The organism is Sphingomonas sp. PP-CE-1G-424 (assembly GCF_004341085.1).
Lineage (GTDB): Bacteria > Pseudomonadota > Alphaproteobacteria > Sphingomonadales > Sphingomonadaceae > Sphingomonas.
On sequence record NZ_SLXW01000002.1, the window covers coordinates 744478 to 763607 of the forward strand.

The following is a 19130-nucleotide window of genomic DNA, read 5'->3' on the forward strand; positions in this document are numbered from 1 at the left end:
TCGTCAGGATGACGGCGTGGGTGGGGAGGCGTTCCGCTTGCAATCACGAACGCTGCCGTCTGTAGGTCGTGCCCGTGGAGCGTACCCGCCTCCGGTGGCCCCCACGCACCCGTCAGCCCGCCTCAAGCACCCGTCAGGCCTCGCGCCACGCGCCGGGCTCCAGACCCGCCACGGTCCAGTCGCCGATGCTCCACCGGACCAGCCGCAGCGTGGGGTGGTCGATCGCGGCGGTCATGCGGCGGACTTGGCGGTTGCGGCCTTCGCGGATCGTTATCTTCAGCCAGCAATCGGGGATGCTCGCGCGGACCCGGATCGGCGGGACGCGCGGCCAAAGGTCGGGCGCGGCGATCCGCTCGACGTCGGCGCGGGCAGGGCCGTCCTTCAGCAGGACGCCGCCCCGCAACCGATCGAGCGCGTCCTCGCCGGCATCGCCCTCGACCTGCACGAGATAGGTCTTGGCCAGCTTGAACTTCGGGTCCGCGATCCGCGCCTGGAGGCGGCCGTCGTCGGTCAGCAGCAACAGCCCTTCGCTATCGCGGTCGAGCCGCCCCGCCGGATAGACGCCCGGCACCTCGACGAACTGCGACAGCGTCGCGCGCGGGGTCGGACTGTTCACGTCGGTGAACTGGCTGAGCACGTCGTACGGTTTGTTGAACAGGATTACCCGGGGCATGGCGCTGTCTTAGGGGAAGACCATTAAGAGGGTCGAGGGGTAACGCCAAACCGGCGACATAAAAGACTCGTTGATGCCGCCACGCATGGAAGCACGCCAAGTAAGGTGGCGCCCAAAAGCTACCATTTTTGGCTGTATCAAACGATTAATTACATTTATCATCAACGACTGGTGGTTTGACTTGGAGGTTGAGCGATGGCCGAGAAAGTGATCCGCATCGATCGTAAGACCTTTCGTCTCGTCGCTACGGTGAACGAGGGTGGCAGTCTGTATTTTTCCGCGGGTGCTGTAATCGCGGTCGAGAAATATGACATGAGAATCGGTAAGAGCGAGTTCGATTTTCAGGTGAACTCACGTCGTTTTCGCGGGCGTGTTCCTGAGCCGATAGCAGCCTCGCAGGCTGGCTTAGATCGCGAGTTTATGGAAAGTCGCGTTAAGTCGAACTTGATGGGGCTACCGGTCAGTGTTGGCAATGCTGTAGCGATGGCGCGCGACCGTCGTATCGAACTTACCTATGGTGAAGTACGTCCTCAAGTGTTCCGTAGCTCGGTTCCCACGCAACCGGTTGCGTGGCGTATTTGGTTCAAGCAGACTTGGTATAGCGGGCAAGCGAGCGGACGAAGCATGCTCGGCAAAGCCAAGGCATCTGACGGTCTCAAGGCATCCGCCTCCGCTGCAGGAAGCGCCGCCATAGGAGGTGCTTCGGGGAGGTCCATCACAACTTTCGCCCCCAATGCGATTGGGCCGCTGACCAACGATGCCGGAATTCTACGAGTATATGTCCCGACGGAGGATCCCTTCACTCTCTTCCGCCGTCCGTTTGATAGCCATGATCTGATAGGACGCGCGCCAACCTTGGCGGATCATGTAGGTTCTTTTATTCGGGGACGTGGCTGGTGAGGACGCGAGTATTTTTGATCGCACTACTTGTTACGGCATGTAGTCCGGACCGGGGGCGATCGCCAGATGACGTCGAGCATGGCTATATCGTATTTAATCCGAAAACACAGGACAGTGGTTGGGCGATTATAGATGCGATGAACCACGAACTCCCAGCTACCGAAAAGGTTAAAGTTCGGACCGCTGGACTCGTTGCGAGTGATAAACCAACCATGTTTGTCGACTTTACTGGTAGCTGTACGCGTGATCGAGACTTTCTCAGTCTTGTTCGCCAAATAGCTGCACGACTTGATCAAGCTGGGTTGGAATGCAGCGCAAAACCTCCGACGGCGCTCTGAGCAGGGGGATCTGGCCTACATGGGAGCAGGTCATTTTCGAGCTGGGCCGCGACATGGACTTGGGTCTGATTAGAAGGTGCCTAGCGCGTGGTGTTAGTGGGTATGAGCGGGCGCCGCTGCGTATATTGTTGGGTTCCGAAGCCGCTGGCCCGATCGACGATTTGCTTGTTCGTGCCGTTGCTTGGATCGTAATCCGACTTGCTGGAATCAAGCGCGTAGAATGGCGATCGCCGCCTATGCCGCCCCCTGCCTACTCTGGCTGGCGAGGAAATTTGTTATTTGTTGTTTTTTGGGGAAGTGCGATCGTCATCACAGGAACGGTGCTACGACGATACGCGCACGGCTGAGTTAGTCAGGTCCAGAACCTCAGGCTGATAAAAAAGGGGCCGCAGCTTGCCGAAAGCTGCGGCCCCTAATTTGCGAAAACCCCAACCCTTACTGGTCGAGGAAGCTCCGCATCTTCCGGCTACGCGACGGATGCTTCAGCTTCCGCAGCGCCTTCGCCTCGATCTGGCGGATGCGCTCGCGGGTCACCGAGAACTGCTGGCCGACTTCCTCGAGCGTGTGATCGGTGTTCATGCCGATGCCGAAGCGCATGCGCAGCACGCGCTCTTCGCGCGGGGTGAGCGACGCCAGCACGCGCGTGACCGTCTCCTTCAAGTTCGCCTGGATCGCGGCATCCACCGGGATGATCGCGTTCTTGTCCTCGATGAAGTCGCCGAGGTGCGAATCCTCCTCGTCGCCGATCGGCGTTTCGAGGCTGATCGGCTCCTTGGCGATCTTCATCACCTTGCGCACCTTCTCCAGCGGCATGGAGAGGCGCTCGGCCATTTCCTCCGGGGTCGGTTCGCGGCCCTGCTCGTGGAGGAACTGGCGGCTGGTGCGGACCAGCTTGTTGATCGTCTCGATCATGTGGACCGGGATGCGGATGGTCCGCGCCTGGTCGGCGATCGAGCGGGTGATCGCCTGGCGGATCCACCACGTCGCATAGGTGCTGAACTTGTAGCCGCGACGATACTCGAACTTGTCGACCGCCTTCATCAAGCCGATATTACCCTCCTGGATGAGATCCAGGAACTGCAGGCCGCGGTTCGTGTATTTCTTGGCGATCGAGATCACCAGCCGCAGGTTCGCCTCGACCATCTCCTTCTTGGCGATACGCGCCTCGCGCTCGCCCTTCTGGACCATGTTGACGATCCGGCGGAACTCGGTGAGCGCCATGCCGGTCTGCTGCGTGATGTCGGCGATCTCGGCGCGGATGCGCTCGACCGCCTCGCCCTCGTTAAGGACGAACGCGGTCCACTTCTTGTCGACCTTGTTGACCGTCGTCAGCCAGTTCTCGTCGATCTCGTGACCGATATAGCGATCGAGGAAGTCCTTGCGCGGCACCTTGTGGCGCTCGGCGAGGCGCAGCATCTGGCCGCCCAGCGCGGTCAGGCGACGGTTATAGGCATAGAGCTGATCGACCAGATATTCGATCTTGGCGTTGTGGAACTGGACGCTCTCGACTTCCGCCGTGAGTTCCTCGCGCAGCTTCTGGTATTTGCGCTCGTCGGCCGCGGAGAAATCGCCGCCGATGCCCATCGCGTCGACGCGCGACTGCTGGATCTTGCTGAACTTCTTGTAGAGCGCGGTGATGCTGGCGAACCGCTCGAGCGCGATCGGCTTGAGCTGCTCTTCCATCTGCGCGAGGCTGAGGGTGTTGTCCTCCTCCTCGTCGTCCGATGCGCGCGGGGCACGACGCTCGCCGTCCTCGTCCTCGTCGGCGGACGGCTCTTCGGGCTCGGCCTCTTCCTTGAACGAAGGTCCGGCGTTCTTCTCGCTGATCTCGCCGTCGTCGGCTTCGCCGTCCTCGGCCATCGCCTCGGGGGCGGGGTCCTTCGACAGCATCGCGTCGAGATCCATGATCTCACGCAGCTGCATCGTGCCCTCGTTCAGCGCGGTCGACCAGTCGATGATCGCGTTGAAGGTGATCGGCGATTCGCAGAGACCGAGGATCATCGTGTCGCGACCCGCCTCAATGCGCTTGGCGATCGCGATCTCGCCCTCGCGGCTGAGGAGCTCGACCGCGCCCATCTCGCGCAGGTACATGCGGACCGGATCGTCGGTGCGATCGATCGTCTCTTTCTTCTTCTCGATCGCGGGGCCTGTGTCGGCGTCCGCGTCGGCGGCCTCCGGCTCGTCCTCGTCGTCCTTGGCGGGCTCGGTCTCGCCGTCCTCGCCGGCTTCGTCGTTCTCGACGATGTTGATGCCCATCTCGCTCAGCGCGGCGCTGATGTCCTCGATCTGGTCGGACGACATCTCGCCCTGCGGCAGCGCTTCGTTGAGCTGCTCATAGGTGATGTAGCCGCGCTTCTTGGCGCGCGCGATGACCTTCTTGATCGACGCATCGTTCATGTCGATCAGCGGCGCATCGCCGGTTTCGTTCGTCTCGGCGGGTTCCGCCATGTTCGCCTTAGCCATCAATCGCCCTCGGTACCCAACGCTCGGGCGTCTTCGTTCGACTGTACAAGATTTGCAAGTCGGACTTCCAACGCCTGTTTCTCTCTTACCATAGCCACTTGTCGTTCGAACGCATCTTCGGTGAAGTGCGTCTGCATCGCCGCGGTCGCCTGCTTGAGTGCCGCGTCTACCTCAGGGCGGGCGACCATGATCGCGATCGCCTCGTCGAGGTCGGCACGGACGCGGGCTGGATCGGCCGTGGTCTGCGTGAACGAATAGGGCATCGTATCGGCTCTCAACAGGTCACTCGCGACTGAATTGAAACCGGACCTCGCCAATATGGTGAGCAAGCGCCCGCTATCAAGCTTCTGGTCCTCAAGTGCAACATCTACGACCGCTTCGAACAATCGGCCGAGCGCGCCGTCGATCATTTGCAGCGAGCCGAGCACCTCCATGTGGCGCGCGATCTCGACCGGGTGGCGGATCAGGCCGGCGAGCACCGCCTTGGCCAAGACGCGGTCGATGCCGGTGGCGAGGAAGGCCTTCGCGTCTTCGGTGACGGGCGCGGGGGGGGGCTTCCAGCCGCCTTTCGGTTTCTCGCCTCTGGGCACGAAGGGCGCGCGGACGGGTTTGAAATGCTCGTAGAAGCGGTTCTTGAACTCGGCGTGATATTGCTGCTTCACCGACGGGTCGGCGATGCCTTCCGCAAGTTCGTGGAGGCGGCGTTTGAGGCCGGCGCGCTGTTCGGGGGTGTCGAGCGCCTCGGCGGCGACTTCGGACGCCCAGAGCCGGTCGACGAGCTGTTCGGGGGTTTTCAGCAACGCCTCGAACGCACCGGGGCCGCCGGCGCGGACAAGGTCGTCGGGGTCCTGGCCTTGCGGGAGCGTGACGAAGGCGAGGCTGCGGCCGGGTGCCAGTAGCGGGAGCGCGCGGTGGGCGGCGCGGAGCGACGCCTTCTGGCCGGCGCCGTCGCCGTCGAAGCAGAGCAGGGGCACGTCGACCATCCGCCATAGTCGTTCGAGCTGCGCTTCGGTGAGCGCGGTGCCGAGTGGGGCGACCGCTTCGCCGAAGCCGGCCTGGGCGAGCGCGATGACGTCCATATAGCCCTCGACCACGAGTACGCGGCCGGATTTGCGCGAGGCGGGGGCGGCCTTGTCGAGGTTGTAGAGCGTGCGGCCCTTGTCGAAGAGCGGCGTGTCGGGGGAGTTGAGGTACTTCGGCTCGCCGCCGTCGAGCACGCGCCCGCCGAACGCGATCGTGCGCCCGCGGGGATCGCGGATCGGGATCATCAGGCGGCCGCGGAACCGGTCGTACGGGTCCTTGCCCTCGACATTGATGAGCATGCCGGACTCGACCAGCATCGGGTCGCCGTAGTCCTTCAGCGCGGTCTTGAGCTTGCCGCGGCTGTCGGGGGCGAACCCCATGCCGAACGCGCGCGCCGTCTCGGGCCTGATCCCGCGGCGGTCGAGCAGGGCGCGCGCTTCGGTGCCGGGGAGGCCGTTGAGTTGTTCGGTGAACCAGTCGGCGGCGTCGGACATCACCTCGTGCAGGCCCTTGGCGCGCTCGGCCTTGGCGGCGGACTGGCGGTCCATCGCGGGCATGTCCATCCCGGCGGCCTGGGCGAGTTCCTTGACCGCGTCCATGAAGGGGAGGCCGCGCTGGTCGGTCATCCACTTGATCGCGTCGCCGTGCGCGGAGCAACCGAAGCAATGGTAGAAGCCCTTGTCGTCGTTGACGTAGAAGCTGGGGGTCTTCTCGTTGTGGAACGGGCAGCAGCCCTTGTGCTCGCGACCGGCCTTGGTGAGCTTGGTGGTCTTGCCGACGAGCGCCGAGAGCGAGGTGCGGGCGCGGAGCTCGTCGAGGAATTGTGGGGTTAGGGCCATGGGGTGAGCGGTTTCTCGACTTCGCTCGAAACGAACGGTTTAGGTGTGTCAGCGGTAGCTAAGGCCGACGGAACGGTCGTATCACCCACCCCACCGTTCGTTTCGAGCGAAGTCGAGAAAGCCCTCTCCTTGGGGGGACGCGCGAGATGGGAGACCAGCGACCAGTTCCCCGCGATCAGCGCCTCCTTCTTGCCGCGCGACCAGCCGCCGACGATGCGCTCGGCCTCCAGCGCTTCGAGGCGTGATGGGAAGTATTCGCTCCAGACCAAGTTTACCGGACGCCTTGACGAGGTGAAACCGCAATGGCCGCCTGCGTCGTGCTGACCGATACGCCGCTCCAGATTATCGGTGTGGCCCGTGTAATACAGGCCGTCGGCGCATCGCAGCATGTATGTCCAGAAGACCATCTGTCGTCGTACCAAAATTGGGGGTGGTGGTCGACCGGTATCAGAGGGTTGGAACGAGTGATCCGCCCGTTTTCAGGGTTTCTCGACTTCGCTCGAAACGAACGGGAAAAGAAGAGGCCGGTTGCGAGCGGGAGCGGCGCAGAAGGTGCCCACCCGTCGGTCCCCTCCCGCTTGCGGGAGGGGAAGAAGAAGGGGCTCGCCCTTATCCATTTACGACAGCGCTGCCTTTACCAGGCCGCTTGCCTTGCTCATGTCCAGCTCGCTCGCGTGGCGCGCCTTCAGTTCGGCCATCACGCGGCCCATGTCCTTCATGCCGGTCGCGCCGAGTTCTGCCTTGATCGTCTCGATCGCCGCTGACGTTTCCGCCTCGCTCATCTGCTGCGGGAGGAAGCGTTCGATCACCGCGACCTCGGCGGTCTCCGCATCGGCGAGCTCTTGGCGGCCGCCCTTCGCGAACATCTCGATCGACTCGCGGCGTTGCTTGACCATCTTCTGGAGCACCTCGACCACCAGCGCGTCGTCGCTCTCGGGGGCTTTGCCGGTCCGCGCCTCGATGTCGCGGTTCTTGATCGCGGCCTGGATCAACGAGATAGCGTTGCGGCTCTGCTTGTCGCCGGCCTTCATGGCGGTCAGCTGCGCAGCCTTGATGTCGTCGCGAATCATGTACTGGTCTTTCAGGCGGTTCGGGATAGCCCGACGGGATAGCGCGTCCGCCGTCCGTTTAACAGATTGACGCTGCGGCACGCCGGCCTTAGCGGACACCACTTAGCGACATCGTCAACGTAAAGAGAGTGCCCAGCCTGATGGCCGACACCAATCCTACACCCATGTCTTTGGCAATGCCTGCTGGCGCCACCGGCGTGTTGGTCCTCGCCAATGGCGACGTGATCTGGGGTCGCGGGTTCGGCGCAGAGGGCAGTGCGGTCGGCGAAGTGTGCTTCCACACCGCGATGACCGGCTATCAGGAGGTGCTGACCGACCCGTCCTTCGCCGGGCAGATGATCTGCTTCACCTTCCCGCATATCGGCAATGTCGGCGCGAACCCCGACGACGTCGAGGCAGACGACCCGCACGCGCTCGGCATCATTGTCCGCGAGGACGTGACGCAGCCTTCGAGCTTTCGTGCGGTCGAGGGGCTGGATGGCTGGATGAAGCGGCATGCGCGGATCGGGCTGTCGGGGGTGGACACGCGCGCGCTGACGCGGCGGATCCGGGTTGCGGGCGCGCCTAACGGCGTGATCGCGCATTCGGCGAGCGGCGAGTTCGACGTGGCGGCGTTGCTGGCGATGGCGCGGGCATGGCCGGGGCTGGAGGGCATGGACCTCGCCAAGGACGTGTCGACCGAGATGCATTATGGCTGGGGTGAGGATGCGCCCGGCGGTGTCTGGAAGCTTGGCTTCGGCTACGGGGACAGCGCGCAAGCAGGAGAGGGTGCTTCTGCTCCCCTCCCGCTTGCGGGAGGGGGCGGGGGAGGGGCTGACCAACCAGCGCCGACCCCGCCGGAGGCCATGCCCTCCCCCAACCCCTCCCGCTCCGCGGAAGGGGAGCAGAAGGCTCGCCCGCACGTCGTCGCGATCGATTACGGTTCGAAGCGCAACATCTTCCGCAACCTCGTCGAGGCGGGCGCGAGGGTTTCCGTCGTAAGCGCCACCGCCAGCTTCGACGACGTGATGGCGCTCGCCCCCGACGGCATCTTCCTGTCGAACGGCCCCGGCGACCCTGCCGCGACTGCCGACTACGCCGTCCCGGTGATCCGCAAGCTGCTGGAGACGGGCAAGCCGCTGTTCGGCATCTGCCTCGGCCATCAGTTGCTCGGCCTCGCGGTCGGCGCGACCACGACCAAGATGTTCCAGGGCCACCGCGGCGCCAACCACCCGGTCAAGCGCCTGTCCGACGGCGCGGTCGAGATCACCAGCATGAACCACGGCTTCGCGGTCGAGCGCGACAGCCTGCCGGCCAACGTCCGCGAGACGCATGTGTCGCTGTTCGACGGGTCGAACGCAGGGCTGGAACTGACCGATCGGAACGCGTTCAGCGTGCAGTATCACCCGGAAGCTAGCCCGGGGCCGCAGGACAGCCTGTATCTGTTTGCGCGATTTGTAGGCGGCTTGCGCAGTGAGTAGCAGATCGCCGCATCAAACTCAGCGTGACGTTTTGCATGTGCTATTTGATCGCGCAACAAAAGGTCATCGGACTGATCCCAGTTTAACGCGCCCGAGAATAAGCGAGCTTCTTAGCGATGTCAGCAAGGTAAAGCTTTCTCCTGCCGTGCTTCAAATTCATCTCGATGACCTTCTCTCTCAGGGACTAGTTGGTGCACCAAAGAGAGGAGTGCGCGACAGGTTTCAGATAACCTCGCAGGGCATCCAGATTATGGATGCGGAAATTGCGGCGACGCCAAGCTCGATCAACTCCGAGTCATGGACCGGGTCGCTTGATAGAACGAGCATCACCGACTCCAAGCGCGTCGAAATTATCAAAAGAATAAAGAACTTGCAGGCTGTGGTCGAGGATTCCGATCTTACGAACTCAGAAAAATCTCAGGCAGGTGCCTTGATTGCTGCATCGATAACGATGGCCGAAGCGCCAAGCCCTCCTTGGGAATCAATCAAAGAGCTGATGATATTAATCGCAAGTATATCGACGGTTCTTACGCTTGCTCTCGAAATTGCAAAGATGATTAGTTAGATGCCAAAACGCACCGACATCTCCTCGATCCTCGTCATCGGCGCAGGACCCATCGTCATCGGCCAGGCGTGCGAGTTCGATTATTCGGGCACGCAGGCGATCAAGGCGTTGAAGGAGGAGGGCTATCGTATCGTCCTCGTCAATTCGAACCCCGCCACGATCATGACCGATCCCGAGCTGGCCGACGCGACCTATGTCGAGCCGATCACGCCCGCGATCGTCGCCAAGATCATCGAGAAGGAGCGGCCTGACGCGATCCTGCCGACGATGGGCGGGCAGACCGCGCTGAATACTGCGCTCGCGCTGTTCCATGACGGGACGCTGGAGAAGTTCGGCGTGACGATGATCGGCGCGGATGCCGATGCGATCGACATGGCGGAGGACCGGCTGAAGTTCCGCGACGCGATGGACCGGATCGGGCTGGAAAGCGCGCGCTCGGCGATCGCCCACACTGTCGAGGAAGCCTTGGAAGGCCTTGAGAAGACGGGGCTTCCGTCGATCATCCGGCCGAGCTTCACGATGGGCGGCTCGGGCGGCGGCATCGCGTATAACCGCGAGGAATTCATCGCGATCGTCCGCAACGGGCTCGATCTGTCGCCGACCACCGAGGTGCTGATCGAGGAATCGCTGCTCGGCTGGAAAGAATACGAGATGGAGGTGGTGCGCGATCGCAACGACAACGCGATCATCATCTGCTCGATCGAGAACGTCGATCCGATGGGCGTCCACACCGGCGACTCGATCACGGTCGCGCCGGCGCTGACGCTGACCGACAAGGAATACCAGATCATGCGCAACGCATCGATCGCGGTGTTGCGCGAAATCGGTGTCGAAACAGGCGGTTCGAACGTCCAGTTCGCGGTCAATCCGAAGGACGGCCGGCTGGTCGTCATCGAGATGAATCCGCGTGTTTCGCGCTCGTCCGCGCTGGCGTCGAAGGCGACCGGCTTCCCGATCGCGAAGGTCGCGGCGAAGCTGGCGGTTGGCTATACGCTCGACGAGATCGAGAACGACATCACCGGGGCTACGCCCGCCGCGTTCGAGCCGACGATCGATTACGTCGTGACCAAGATCCCGCGGTTCGCGTTCGAGAAGTTCAAGGGCGCGTCGAATACGCTCGGCACCGCGATGAAGTCGGTCGGCGAAGTGATGGCGATCGGTCGCAACATCCACGAATCGATGCAGAAGGCATTGCGTGGGCTCGAGACGGGCTTGTCGGGCTTCAACCAGGTCGATCATCTGGTCGGTGCACCGCGCGCGGAAATCGAGGCGGCGCTGGCCGTCGCGACGCCGGACCGGTTGCTGGTGGCGGCGCAGGCGTTGCGCGAGGGCTTCACGGTCGCCGAGGTGCATGCGATCGCCAAGTATGATCCGTGGTTCCTGGAGCGGATCGCCGAGATCATCGCGGCCGAGGCCGAGGTGATGAAGGACGGCCTGCCGATCGACGCGCCTGGTATGCGCCGCCTCAAGAGCATGGGGTTCAGCGACAAGCGGCTCGCGTGGCTGGCGCTGCAATCCGCCAATCTGCGCGGCATGAACCGCGGGATCGCGCGCGGCTCGGGGCTGATCCACGAGGTCGTGAAGGCGATGACCGGTGGCGTGACCGAGGAGGAGGTGCGCCAGCATCGCCTGAAGCTCGGCGTGCGGCCGGTGTTCAAGCGGATCGATACGTGCGCGGCCGAATTCGATGCGAAGACGCCGTATATGTATTCGACCTACGAGGCGCCGAGCTTTGGCGATCCCGAGAACGAGTCCGAGCCGACCGATCGCAAGAAGATCGTGATCCTGGGCGGCGGGCCGAACCGGATCGGGCAGGGGATCGAGTTCGATTATTGCTGCTGCCACGCGTGCTTCGCGCTGGCGGATGCGGGCTATGAGACGATCATGGTCAACTGCAACCCGGAGACGGTGTCGACCGATTACGACACTAGCGACCGGCTGTATTTCGAGCCGCTGACCGCCGAGGACGTGCTGGAGATCCTGCATGTCGAGCAGCAGAACGGCACGCTGGTGGGCGTGATCGTGCAGTTCGGTGGGCAGACGCCGCTGAACCTTGCGCGTGCGCTGGAGGCTGCGGGCATTCCGATCTTGGGGACGACGCCGGACGCGATCGATCTGGCGGAGGACCGCGAGCGGTTCGCGGCGCTGATCACCAAGCTCGGGTTGCTGCAGCCGGCGAATGGCCTGGCGCGGAGCCGGGACGAGGCGGTCGCGGCGGCAGAGCGGATCGGCTATCCGGTGCTGATGCGGCCTTCGTATGTGCTCGGCGGGCGGGCGATGGAGATCGTCGATACGATCGGGCAGCTCGAGCATTATATCGCGACCGCGGTGCAGGTGTCGGGCGACTCGCCGGTGCTGATCGACCAGTATCTGCGCGATGCGATCGAGGTCGATGTCGACGCGATCTGCGACGGCACCGACGTGGTGGTCGCGGGCGTGTTGCAGCATATCGAGGAGGCGGGCGTCCATTCGGGCGACTCGGCTTGCTCGATCCCGCCTTACTCGCTGTCGGCGGAGATCATCGCCGAGATCGAGCGGCAGACGGTGGCGCTCGCGCATGCCTTGTCGGTCGTCGGCCTGATGAACATCCAGTTCGCGGTGAAGGACGGCCTGGTCTACCTCATCGAGGTCAACCCGCGTGCATCGCGCACCGTGCCGTTCGTCGCCAAGGCGATCGGTGCGCCGATCGCCAAGATCGCCGCGCGTGTCATGGCGGGCGAGAAGCTGGTCAATTTGCCAAAGATCGACCGGCATATCGACTATTATGCGGTGAAGGAGGCGGTGTTCCCCTTCAACAAATTCCCCGGCGTCGATCCGGTGCTGTCACCGGAAATGAAGTCGACCGGCGAAGTCATGGGAATCGATCCCGATTTCACCATCGCGTTTGCGAAGGCTCAGCTTGGCGCGGGGACGATCCTGCCGACCAAGGGCAATGTCTTCGTCAGCGTGAAGGACGGGGACAAGGCGATGATCGTCGAGGCGGTGAAGGCGTTGGTCGACACCGGTTTCTCGATCGTCGCGACGGGTGGGACGGCGGATCATCTCGCACTTGCCGGCTTGCCGGTCGAGAAGGTCAACAAGGTGGCCCAGGGTCGGCCGCATATCGTCGACCGGATCAAGGACGGCGATATCGCGCTGATCTTCAACACCACCGAGGGGTGGCAGAGCCTGAAGGACTCGCAGCCGATCCGCGCTTCCGCGCTGGGACAACGCATTCCGTACTTCACGACCGCGCCCGCTTCGCTCGAAGCGGCGAAGGCGATTGCCAAGCTTTCGACGCACAGCCTTGAAGTACGGCCGCTGCAATCCTATTATTCTCAGTCGCACGACTGATCCCGACATGAGAATGATGTGTGGGCGGGGCTGGTACAGGGCCTCGCGCGGGGAAATGGATTTGGGGACGAGATGATGGCGACCGTCGAAAAGATGCCGATGCTGCAGGAAGGCTATGAGACGCTGAGCGCGGATCTGAAGCGCCTGAAAGCCGAACGTCCGACGATCGTCGACGCGATCGAAGAGGCGCGCGCGCACGGCGACCTGAGCGAGAACGCGGAATATCATGCCGCGAAGGAGCGTCAGGGCCAGGTCGAGGCATCGATCTCGGACATCGAGGACAAGCTGAGCCGCGCGCAGATCATCGACCCGAAGGACCTGTCGGGCGACAAGGTCGTGTTCGGCGCGACGGTGACGTTGCTCGACGAGAACGACAAGCCGGTGAAGTATCAGATCGTCGGCCAGACCGAGGCTAACGCCAAGACCGGGCGGATCTCGTACAACTCGCCGCTGGGACGCGGGCTGATCGGGCGGAAACTCGACGAAGAGGTTGAGGTCACGGTGCCGGCCGGCGAGCGTTACTACGTCGTCTCCAAGATCGAGTTCATCTGAGCCTTATGCAATTCTTCGAGACGCGGGCGACGGCGATCATCACGATCGTGACTGTCATCGTCTCGGGATTTCTGGTGCTGAGCGGGTCGCTTGGCTACTGGGCGGTGAACGCCGGGTTCATTCCGTTGCGGATGACCGATCTCGGTATTCCGAGCGAGCATATGTTCGTGGTGCCGTCTTGGGCGACTCCGCTGACCGCGACGTTGATCCACGGCGGGTGGGCGCACATCGCGCTTAACCTCGTGATGCTGGTGTATTGCGGGCAGTTCGTCGAGAAGGCGCTGGGGACGGTCGGGTTGGTCGTTTTGTACGTGCTGGGCGCGTATGCGGCGGCGGCGGGGCATTGGGCGTTCGGGCCTGAGTCTACTGCGCCGATGATCGGCGCTTCGGGCGCGATTTCTGCTGTCGTTGGGGCTTATGCGCTGTTGTATGGCGAGCGGCGGGCGCAGGCGATCGGGCCGGTGCCGGCTGGGGTCGTGCATGTCGTTTGGCTGGCCGCGGCGTGGATCGGGATCCAGTTGCTGATGGGGCTGGCCGGGTTTGGGGCTTCTGTTGGGGCTAGTGGACCGATTGCGATTGGCGCACATATCGGTGGGTTTTTGGCGGGGCTGGTGCTGGCCCGGCCGTTGTTGCTTTGGCATTACCGGGCTGCTTGAAGGGCCTGTCCCTCACAGGCGTGTGCGCCGCGCCACGCGGATCCACGCCCACGCCCCCGTCCACACCGTTCGTCCCGAGTAGCTGCTGAGCTTGTCGAAGCGGCGTATCGAAGGACAGTTTGGTGGGCGGAACCTGTGCTTCGATACGAGCCCTCGATACGGCTCTTCGAGCCTACTCGGTCTCTACTCAGCACGAACGGAAAGGGGTGCGGCGCCTTTGGCGGCTTTCCTTCTCCCGATCGGGAGAAGGACGGAGCCCGTGACCTTACTAGAACCTGATTGTCGGCCAGGTATCGCCAAGCCGTCATCCCCGCGAAGGCGGAGATCCATGAACTGTATCGCTGCGATCAGGTCGCTACGTTAGCCAGTATGGGTTCCCGCCTCCGCGGGAATGACGGTGGGTGGCGGCTGTTATGCTAGAGTCGCACCCAAGTTCGGTTCGAGCATGCGGTGCAGGTGCACGACAACGAACTTCATCTCGGCATCGTCGACTGTACGCTGCGCCGCAGCACGCCAGGCCTTCTCCGCGCTCGCATAGTCGGGGAATACGCCGACGAACTCGATCTTGCTCAGATCGTTGAAATCCAGGGTGCGCGGGTCGCTGACGCGGCCGCCGAATACGAGGTGGAGCTTGCTCATGCGCTTGCTTTCCTAGGGAGGTGGTTGCCGCCTCCCTAGCGTGTTCGACCCGCGGTTTGAACCCTTAGACGGTAGGCTTTTGCGAAACCGCCTTCGCACCTGCGGTACCGGCCGTCGTGACCGCCTTGACGATACCCTCGAGCAAGCCCTTGGCCTGGTCGCGGGCATTGTCCTTGGTCAGGCCGAGTTCGCCAAGTTCCGAACGACCGGCGTCCTTCGCAGCGGCAGTCGCCGCCACGAGGGTTTCGCTGAGACGCTTGCCGACCGGGGCGAGCAGTTCCTTCTCACGCGCGGAACGCGGGAGCAGCGCGCCAGCGAGTGCGCCGACGGCCAGGCCGCCGACGAGGATGCCGAGCGGGTTGGATTCGAGGTTGTTGACGACGCGCTTGGTCTTCTCGCGCGAGACTTCGAGAACCTCGGAGGCCTTGTCGCCGGCATCGTGATAGACCTTCGATGCGGTCTCGCGGACGGTGTCGAGGCCTTCGCGCAGACGGCTCTCGGTCTCGTGGGCGGCTTCGTTGACAGTGGTCTTTGCGTCGGTCATGGAAATGTCCTTCTGGTGGCAAGCTGCTCGCCGTTCAATGCAATGAGGGTTCAACGCGAGCCGGGACTTCTAGGTTTCAATACGGAGACGCGGTCAGTTCGGTCACCGCCCGCGGCGGAAGAGTCCGACGATCCGGTGGCGCGCGAGGAACAGCCCGGCGACTGCGGCGAACCCCGCGGTCGGCCCTGGATTGCGCTTCACGGTCTCGACGCTGGCGCTGAGCGCGGCGGTGCCGGCATCGGCAACGTCGCGGCTGGCGTTCAGCGCGAGCTTCCGCGGATTGAGCCGGTCCTGCAACTGCCCGATCGTCATCATGACGCGCTGGCGGGCGAGGGCCGATTCGATCTCTGCGGCGGCGACTTTGGCGGATGTCATGATACGGGCTCGCTCTTCGTCTGAAGCTTCGACTTGCCGATCATCGCCAGGATCGCCGCCACTGCAAGGACGGCCACCACGACGATGGCGGTCGCCCATCCTGGCCCCACCAGCGTCGCCACCGTCAAGATCGCACCGACCAGCAGTGCGATCAGCGCGGCGAGAGCCAGTACGCCGGCGACCGCGAAGAACATCGCGGCCGACTTGTACGCGCTGGCGGTCTCACCGAACTTCGCCTTGTAGACAGCGACTTCCGCGGTCGCGAGGCTCTTCGTCTCGGTCGCCAGGCGACCGACGATCGACGCGATGCTCTCGTCCTCGCCGGTCGCGAACGTCAGTGGATCGACCAAGACGTCAGACCTTCGAGTTGGCATCGACGCCCGACTGCACCAGTCGCGCGACGACGAAGCCGATGGCGGCTGCTGCACCCACCGCAATGGCAGGCGATTTCCGCACGAGTTCGCGCGCGTCGTCGAACAGCTCGTCGATGTCCTTCGCCTTCACCTGGTCGGCGAAACCCGAGACGCTGTCGGCGGCGCTGCGGGCATAGCCGCCATACTGAGACCCGAGCTTCTCATCGACCTGGCCGGCGGCGTCGGTCAGCAACTGGGCGACCTGCTCCAGGGCGCCGCTGGCACGTGCCTTGCCGTCCTCGGCGAAGGTGCGGACCTTGTCGGTCGCCTGCGCGGTGTACTTGTTCGCACCGTCCTTGATCGCCTGCTTGGCATCGCCGGCCTTGGCCGAGACATCGCCGTTATCGATCGTCTTGCTGAGCTCGGTCCCGACCTCGTTCGCGGTCGTTTTCAGGTCGTTGACGGTGTCGTTTACGCTGGAGTCGGCCATGACGGTCCCTTTCAGAATTGTTACGCCCTCAACACCGTCGTTGGAGCGCGGTTCCCGAACCGTCGCGCGATTGCACGACACTATTCTCGGATGTCCGCGCGATTGCCCGATATGGCGTGAGACGATAGAGGCGGCGCGAACGACCCGGCACCGGGATTTGTAGGAGCATCGTTACGTGACCGCAATCATCGACCTTCATGCACGCCAGATCCTCGACAGCCGCGGCAATCCGACCGTCGAAGTCGACGTGCTGCTCGAAGACGGCAGCTTCGGCCGCGCCGCCGTGCCGTCGGGCGCCTCGACCGGCGCGCACGAGGCGGTCGAGCGTCGTGACGGCGACAAGACCCGCTGGGGCGGCAAGGGCGTCGATGGCGCGGTCGACGCGGTCAACGACGAGATCACCGATACCGTGCTCGGCATGGACGCGGAGGACCAGTCGGACCTCGATCGCGCGATGATCGAACTTGACGGCACCGAGAACAAGGGCCGGCTGGGCGCGAACGCGATCCTCGGCGTAAGCCTCGCCGTCGCCAAGGCGGCGGCCGAAGCACGTGGGCTGCCACTGTACCGCTATGTCGGCGGCGTGCAGGCGCATCTGCTGCCGGTGCCGATGATGAACATCATCAACGGCGGCGAGCATGCCGACAACCCGATCGACTTCCAGGAGTTCATGGTCGTGCCGGTCGGCGCGTCGAATATCCTCGAAGCGGTCCGTTGCGGCTCGGAGATCTTTCACACGCTGAAGAAGGGCCTGAGCGAGAAGGGCCTGTCGACCAGCGTCGGCGACGAGGGCGGCTTCGCGCCGAACATCGGCAGCACCACCGAAGCTTTGGACTTCATCATGTCGAGCATCGAGAAGGCTGGGTACAAGCCCGGCGAGGACGTGATGCTCGCGCTCGATTGCGCGGCGACCGAGTTCTACAAGAACGGCAAGTACGACATCTCGGGCGAGGGCCGGATCCTCGAAAGCGCCGAGATGGCGGAATATCTCGCGGACCTGACGCGCCGCTATCCGATCTTCTCGATCGAGGACGGCATGGGCGAGGACGATTGGGAGGGCTGGAAGACGCTCACCGACCTGATCGGCGACAAGGTCCAGCTGGTCGGCGACGATCTGTTCGTGACCAACCCGAAGCGTCTCAAGCGTGGCATCGACCAGGGCATCGCGAACTCGCTGCTGGTGAAGGTCAACCAGATCGGCACGCTGACCGAGACGCTGGAGGCGGTGTCGATGGCACAGCGCGCGAAGTACACCGCGGTGATGTCGCATCGTTCGGGCGAGACCGAGGACTCGACGATTGCCGATCTGGCGGTCGCGACCAACTGCGGTCAGATCAAGACGGGCAGCCTTGCCCGGTCGGACCGGTTGGCGAAGTACAACCAGCTGATCCGGATCGAGGAAGAGCTGGGCGACGCGGCGCGTTATGCTGGGCGCGACATCCTGATTGGGGGCTGATAGGTTCGGAAACCGGAGGTTCGACATGGCACGCGTGACGACGAAGACCAGCAAGCTGCGGAAGACGATGCGCAAGGCCGCGTGGCCGGCGCTGGGGCTGACGCTGATGGCGTTCTTCGGCGCGTATGCCGTGCTCGGGCCGAACGGCATGTTCGCGTATGGCGATTACAAGCGCCAGCTTGCGAAGCGCGAGCAGGACTATGCCGCGCTCGATCGCAAGCGTGAGGTGTTGAAGAACCGCGTGGCGTTGCTGAACCCGGATCATGCGAACCCGGATATGGTCGACGAGATGGTCCGGAAAGAGCTGAACGTCGCGCATCCGGATGAAGTTATCGTCCCACTGGGGAATTAGACTTCGGCCCCCTTCTTTAAAAGGAGGGATCTTCTGCTCCCCTCCCTGGAAGGGAGGGGCTGGGGGTGGGTTGGCCAACTTGAGCCGCCATCGATGGGACATGGGGAAGCCGACCCACCCCTGACCCCTCCCTTCCAGGGAGGGGCAAGAAGTGTGATCGTCCGGAGGTTACCGACCCAGGAAGGTCAGCAGGTCGTTGGTGAAGCGATCGCTCTCGGTGATCGTCAGGCCGTGCGGGGCGCCGTCATATTCGACCAGTTGCGAGTCCGCGATGCCCTTGGCGGCGGCGCGGCCGGTGGCGTCGATCGGGACCGTCTTGTCGCTTGTACCATGGACGACCAGCGTTGGTACGCCGAAGGCCGCCAAATCGCCGCGGAAGTCGGTGTGGCCGAACGCCTTGGCGCATTCCAGCGTCGGGTGCAGGCCCGCCTGCATCGCCAAGCTCCAGGCCCAGTCGACGACCTCGTCGCTGACCGGCGAGGTGATGAACCCGACGCCGAGGAATTGCTGGAGGAAGGTCTTGAAGAACGCCGGGCGATCGTCCTCGATGTTCGCGCCGATGCTGGCGAGCGTTTCCTCGTCGACGCCGTCGGGATTGTCGTCGGTCTTGAGCATGTACGGCACGACCGACGAGATCAGCCCGGCGGCGACCACGCCCTTGCCCTCGTAGCGGCTCATGTAGCGCGCGATCTCGCCGCCGCCCATCGAGAAGCCGACGATCGTCGCGTCGGTGTTCGCGCCGGTGGCTTCCATCACGTCGGCCAGATCGTCGGTGAGCGTGTCGTAGTCGTAGCCGGTCCAGGGCTGGCCCGAGCGACCGAACCCGCGGCGGTCATACGCGATCGCGCGGAAGCCGGCGTGCGCGAGCGCCATCGCCTGTGCGTCCCAGCTGTCGGCGTTGAGCGGCCAGCCGTGCGTCAGGATCACTGGGCGTCCCGTGCCCCAGTCCTTGACGTAAATATCGGTACCGTCACGGGTTTTTACGTAGGGCATCAAGCTATCCAGTCTCTCTAGGGAGGTGTGCGCTCAACGGCTCATCGCGCCCACCG

General features: G+C 63.7%; 19 protein-coding genes. 8 read left to right on the top strand and 11 right to left on the bottom strand.

The features are described 5' to 3' along the window. Positions 1 to 133 precede the first annotated feature (133 nt). Positions 134 to 673 carry a pseudouridine synthase gene (locus tag C8J43_RS08535; RefSeq protein WP_133030502.1) on the bottom strand — a complete coding sequence of 180 codons (540 nt, stop codon included), beginning with the start codon at positions 671 to 673 and terminating at the stop codon, positions 134 to 136. Positions 674 to 868: 195 nt separating this feature from the next. Here C8J43_RS08535 and C8J43_RS08540 point away from each other — a divergent pair, with 195 nt between their 5' ends. Further along, a complete protein-coding gene (locus tag C8J43_RS08540; protein WP_133030503.1) occupies positions 869 to 1573 on the top strand; it encodes a hypothetical protein in 705 nt (234 codons plus the stop codon). Positions 1574 to 2346: 773 nt separating this feature from the next. Here C8J43_RS08540 and rpoD read toward each other — a convergent pair. From rpoD to C8J43_RS08560, 4 genes are all read right to left on the bottom strand, one after another. Continuing rightward, positions 2347 to 4374 carry an RNA polymerase sigma factor RpoD gene (gene rpoD / locus C8J43_RS08545; RefSeq protein WP_133030504.1) on the bottom strand — a complete coding sequence of 676 codons (2028 nt, stop codon included), beginning with the start codon at positions 4372 to 4374 and terminating at the stop codon, positions 2347 to 2349. Further along, the gene (gene dnaG, locus C8J43_RS08550; RefSeq protein WP_133030505.1) at positions 4374 to 6236 is read right to left on the bottom strand and encodes a DNA primase; all 1863 of its coding nucleotides are present in this window, start codon (positions 6234 to 6236) and stop codon (positions 4374 to 4376) included. The genes rpoD and dnaG overlap by 1 nt, the downstream gene beginning before the upstream one ends. Further along, on the bottom strand, positions 6227 to 6643 hold the full coding sequence (locus tag C8J43_RS08555; RefSeq protein ID WP_133030506.1) for a GIY-YIG nuclease family protein: 417 nt from the start codon (positions 6641 to 6643) through the stop codon (positions 6227 to 6229). The genes dnaG and C8J43_RS08555 overlap by 10 nt, the downstream gene beginning before the upstream one ends. Positions 6644 to 6853: 210 nt before the next feature. Next, positions 6854 to 7306 carry a GatB/YqeY domain-containing protein gene (locus C8J43_RS08560; RefSeq protein ID WP_133030507.1) on the bottom strand — a complete coding sequence of 151 codons (453 nt, stop codon included), beginning with the start codon at positions 7304 to 7306 and terminating at the stop codon, positions 6854 to 6856. A 140-nt stretch (positions 7307 to 7446) separates the two neighbouring features. Between C8J43_RS08560 and carA the strand changes: the two genes are divergently transcribed. The 5 genes from carA to C8J43_RS08585 all read left to right on the top strand — a co-directional run bounded on the left by carA (position 7447) and on the right by C8J43_RS08585 (position 13872). Then, positions 7447 to 8766 (top strand): glutamine-hydrolyzing carbamoyl-phosphate synthase small subunit, encoded by a 1320-nt coding sequence (gene carA, locus C8J43_RS08565; protein WP_165899577.1) that lies wholly within the window; start codon positions 7447 to 7449, stop codon positions 8764 to 8766. Beyond that, on the top strand, positions 8759 to 9331 hold the full coding sequence (locus tag C8J43_RS08570; RefSeq protein ID WP_133030509.1) for a hypothetical protein: 573 nt from the start codon (positions 8759 to 8761) through the stop codon (positions 9329 to 9331). Before carA ends, C8J43_RS08570 begins: the two co-directional genes overlap by 8 nt. Then, a complete protein-coding gene (carB, locus tag C8J43_RS08575; protein ID WP_133030510.1) occupies positions 9332 to 12664 on the top strand; it encodes a carbamoyl-phosphate synthase large subunit in 3333 nt (1110 codons plus the stop codon). 75 nt (positions 12665 to 12739) lie between these two features. Next, on the top strand, positions 12740 to 13216 hold the full coding sequence (greA, locus tag C8J43_RS08580) for a transcription elongation factor GreA (RefSeq protein ID WP_056052861.1): 477 nt from the start codon (positions 12740 to 12742) through the stop codon (positions 13214 to 13216). A 5-nt stretch (positions 13217 to 13221) separates the two neighbouring features. Beyond that, positions 13222 to 13872: a rhomboid family intramembrane serine protease gene (locus C8J43_RS08585; protein WP_056051044.1), complete on the top strand. Its 651-nt coding sequence runs from the start codon at positions 13222 to 13224 to the stop codon at positions 13870 to 13872. 411 nt (positions 13873 to 14283) lie between these two features. Here C8J43_RS08585 and C8J43_RS08590 read toward each other — a convergent pair whose 3' ends face one another. The 5 genes from C8J43_RS08590 to C8J43_RS08610 form a co-directional block, all read right to left on the bottom strand. Then, positions 14284 to 14511 carry a DUF4170 domain-containing protein gene (locus C8J43_RS08590; RefSeq protein WP_133030511.1) on the bottom strand — a complete coding sequence of 76 codons (228 nt, stop codon included), beginning with the start codon at positions 14509 to 14511 and terminating at the stop codon, positions 14284 to 14286. Between the two features lie 64 nt (positions 14512 to 14575). Beyond that, positions 14576 to 15055, bottom strand: coding sequence for a hypothetical protein (locus C8J43_RS08595; protein WP_133030512.1), 480 nt, complete (start codon positions 15053 to 15055; stop codon positions 14576 to 14578). 102 nt (positions 15056 to 15157) lie between these two features. Then, a complete protein-coding gene (locus C8J43_RS08600; RefSeq protein WP_056062302.1) occupies positions 15158 to 15430 on the bottom strand; it encodes a hypothetical protein in 273 nt (90 codons plus the stop codon). Next, on the bottom strand, positions 15427 to 15780 hold the full coding sequence (locus C8J43_RS08605) for a phage holin family protein (RefSeq protein ID WP_243645476.1): 354 nt from the start codon (positions 15778 to 15780) through the stop codon (positions 15427 to 15429). Before C8J43_RS08605 ends, C8J43_RS08600 begins: the two co-directional genes overlap by 4 nt. Before the next feature lie 4 nt (positions 15781 to 15784). Next, a complete protein-coding gene (locus tag C8J43_RS08610) occupies positions 15785 to 16273 on the bottom strand; it encodes a hypothetical protein (RefSeq protein WP_056062308.1) in 489 nt (162 codons plus the stop codon). Between the two features lie 175 nt (positions 16274 to 16448). On the opposite strand from C8J43_RS08610, the gene eno reads away from it, so the two are divergent. Together eno and C8J43_RS08620 are read left to right on the top strand one after the other, a co-directional pair. Continuing rightward, on the top strand, positions 16449 to 17729 hold the full coding sequence (gene eno, locus C8J43_RS08615; protein ID WP_121884554.1) for a phosphopyruvate hydratase: 1281 nt from the start codon (positions 16449 to 16451) through the stop codon (positions 17727 to 17729). A 25-nt stretch (positions 17730 to 17754) separates the two neighbouring features. Continuing rightward, positions 17755 to 18081 (top strand): septum formation initiator family protein, encoded by a 327-nt coding sequence (locus C8J43_RS08620; protein WP_055878455.1) that lies wholly within the window; start codon positions 17755 to 17757, stop codon positions 18079 to 18081. Between the two features lie 168 nt (positions 18082 to 18249). On the opposite strand, the gene C8J43_RS08625 is transcribed toward C8J43_RS08620, so the two are convergent. Then, positions 18250 to 19074 carry an alpha/beta hydrolase gene (locus C8J43_RS08625; RefSeq protein WP_133030514.1) on the bottom strand — a complete coding sequence of 275 codons (825 nt, stop codon included), beginning with the start codon at positions 19072 to 19074 and terminating at the stop codon, positions 18250 to 18252. Between the last annotated feature and the right edge of the window lie 56 nt (positions 19075 to 19130).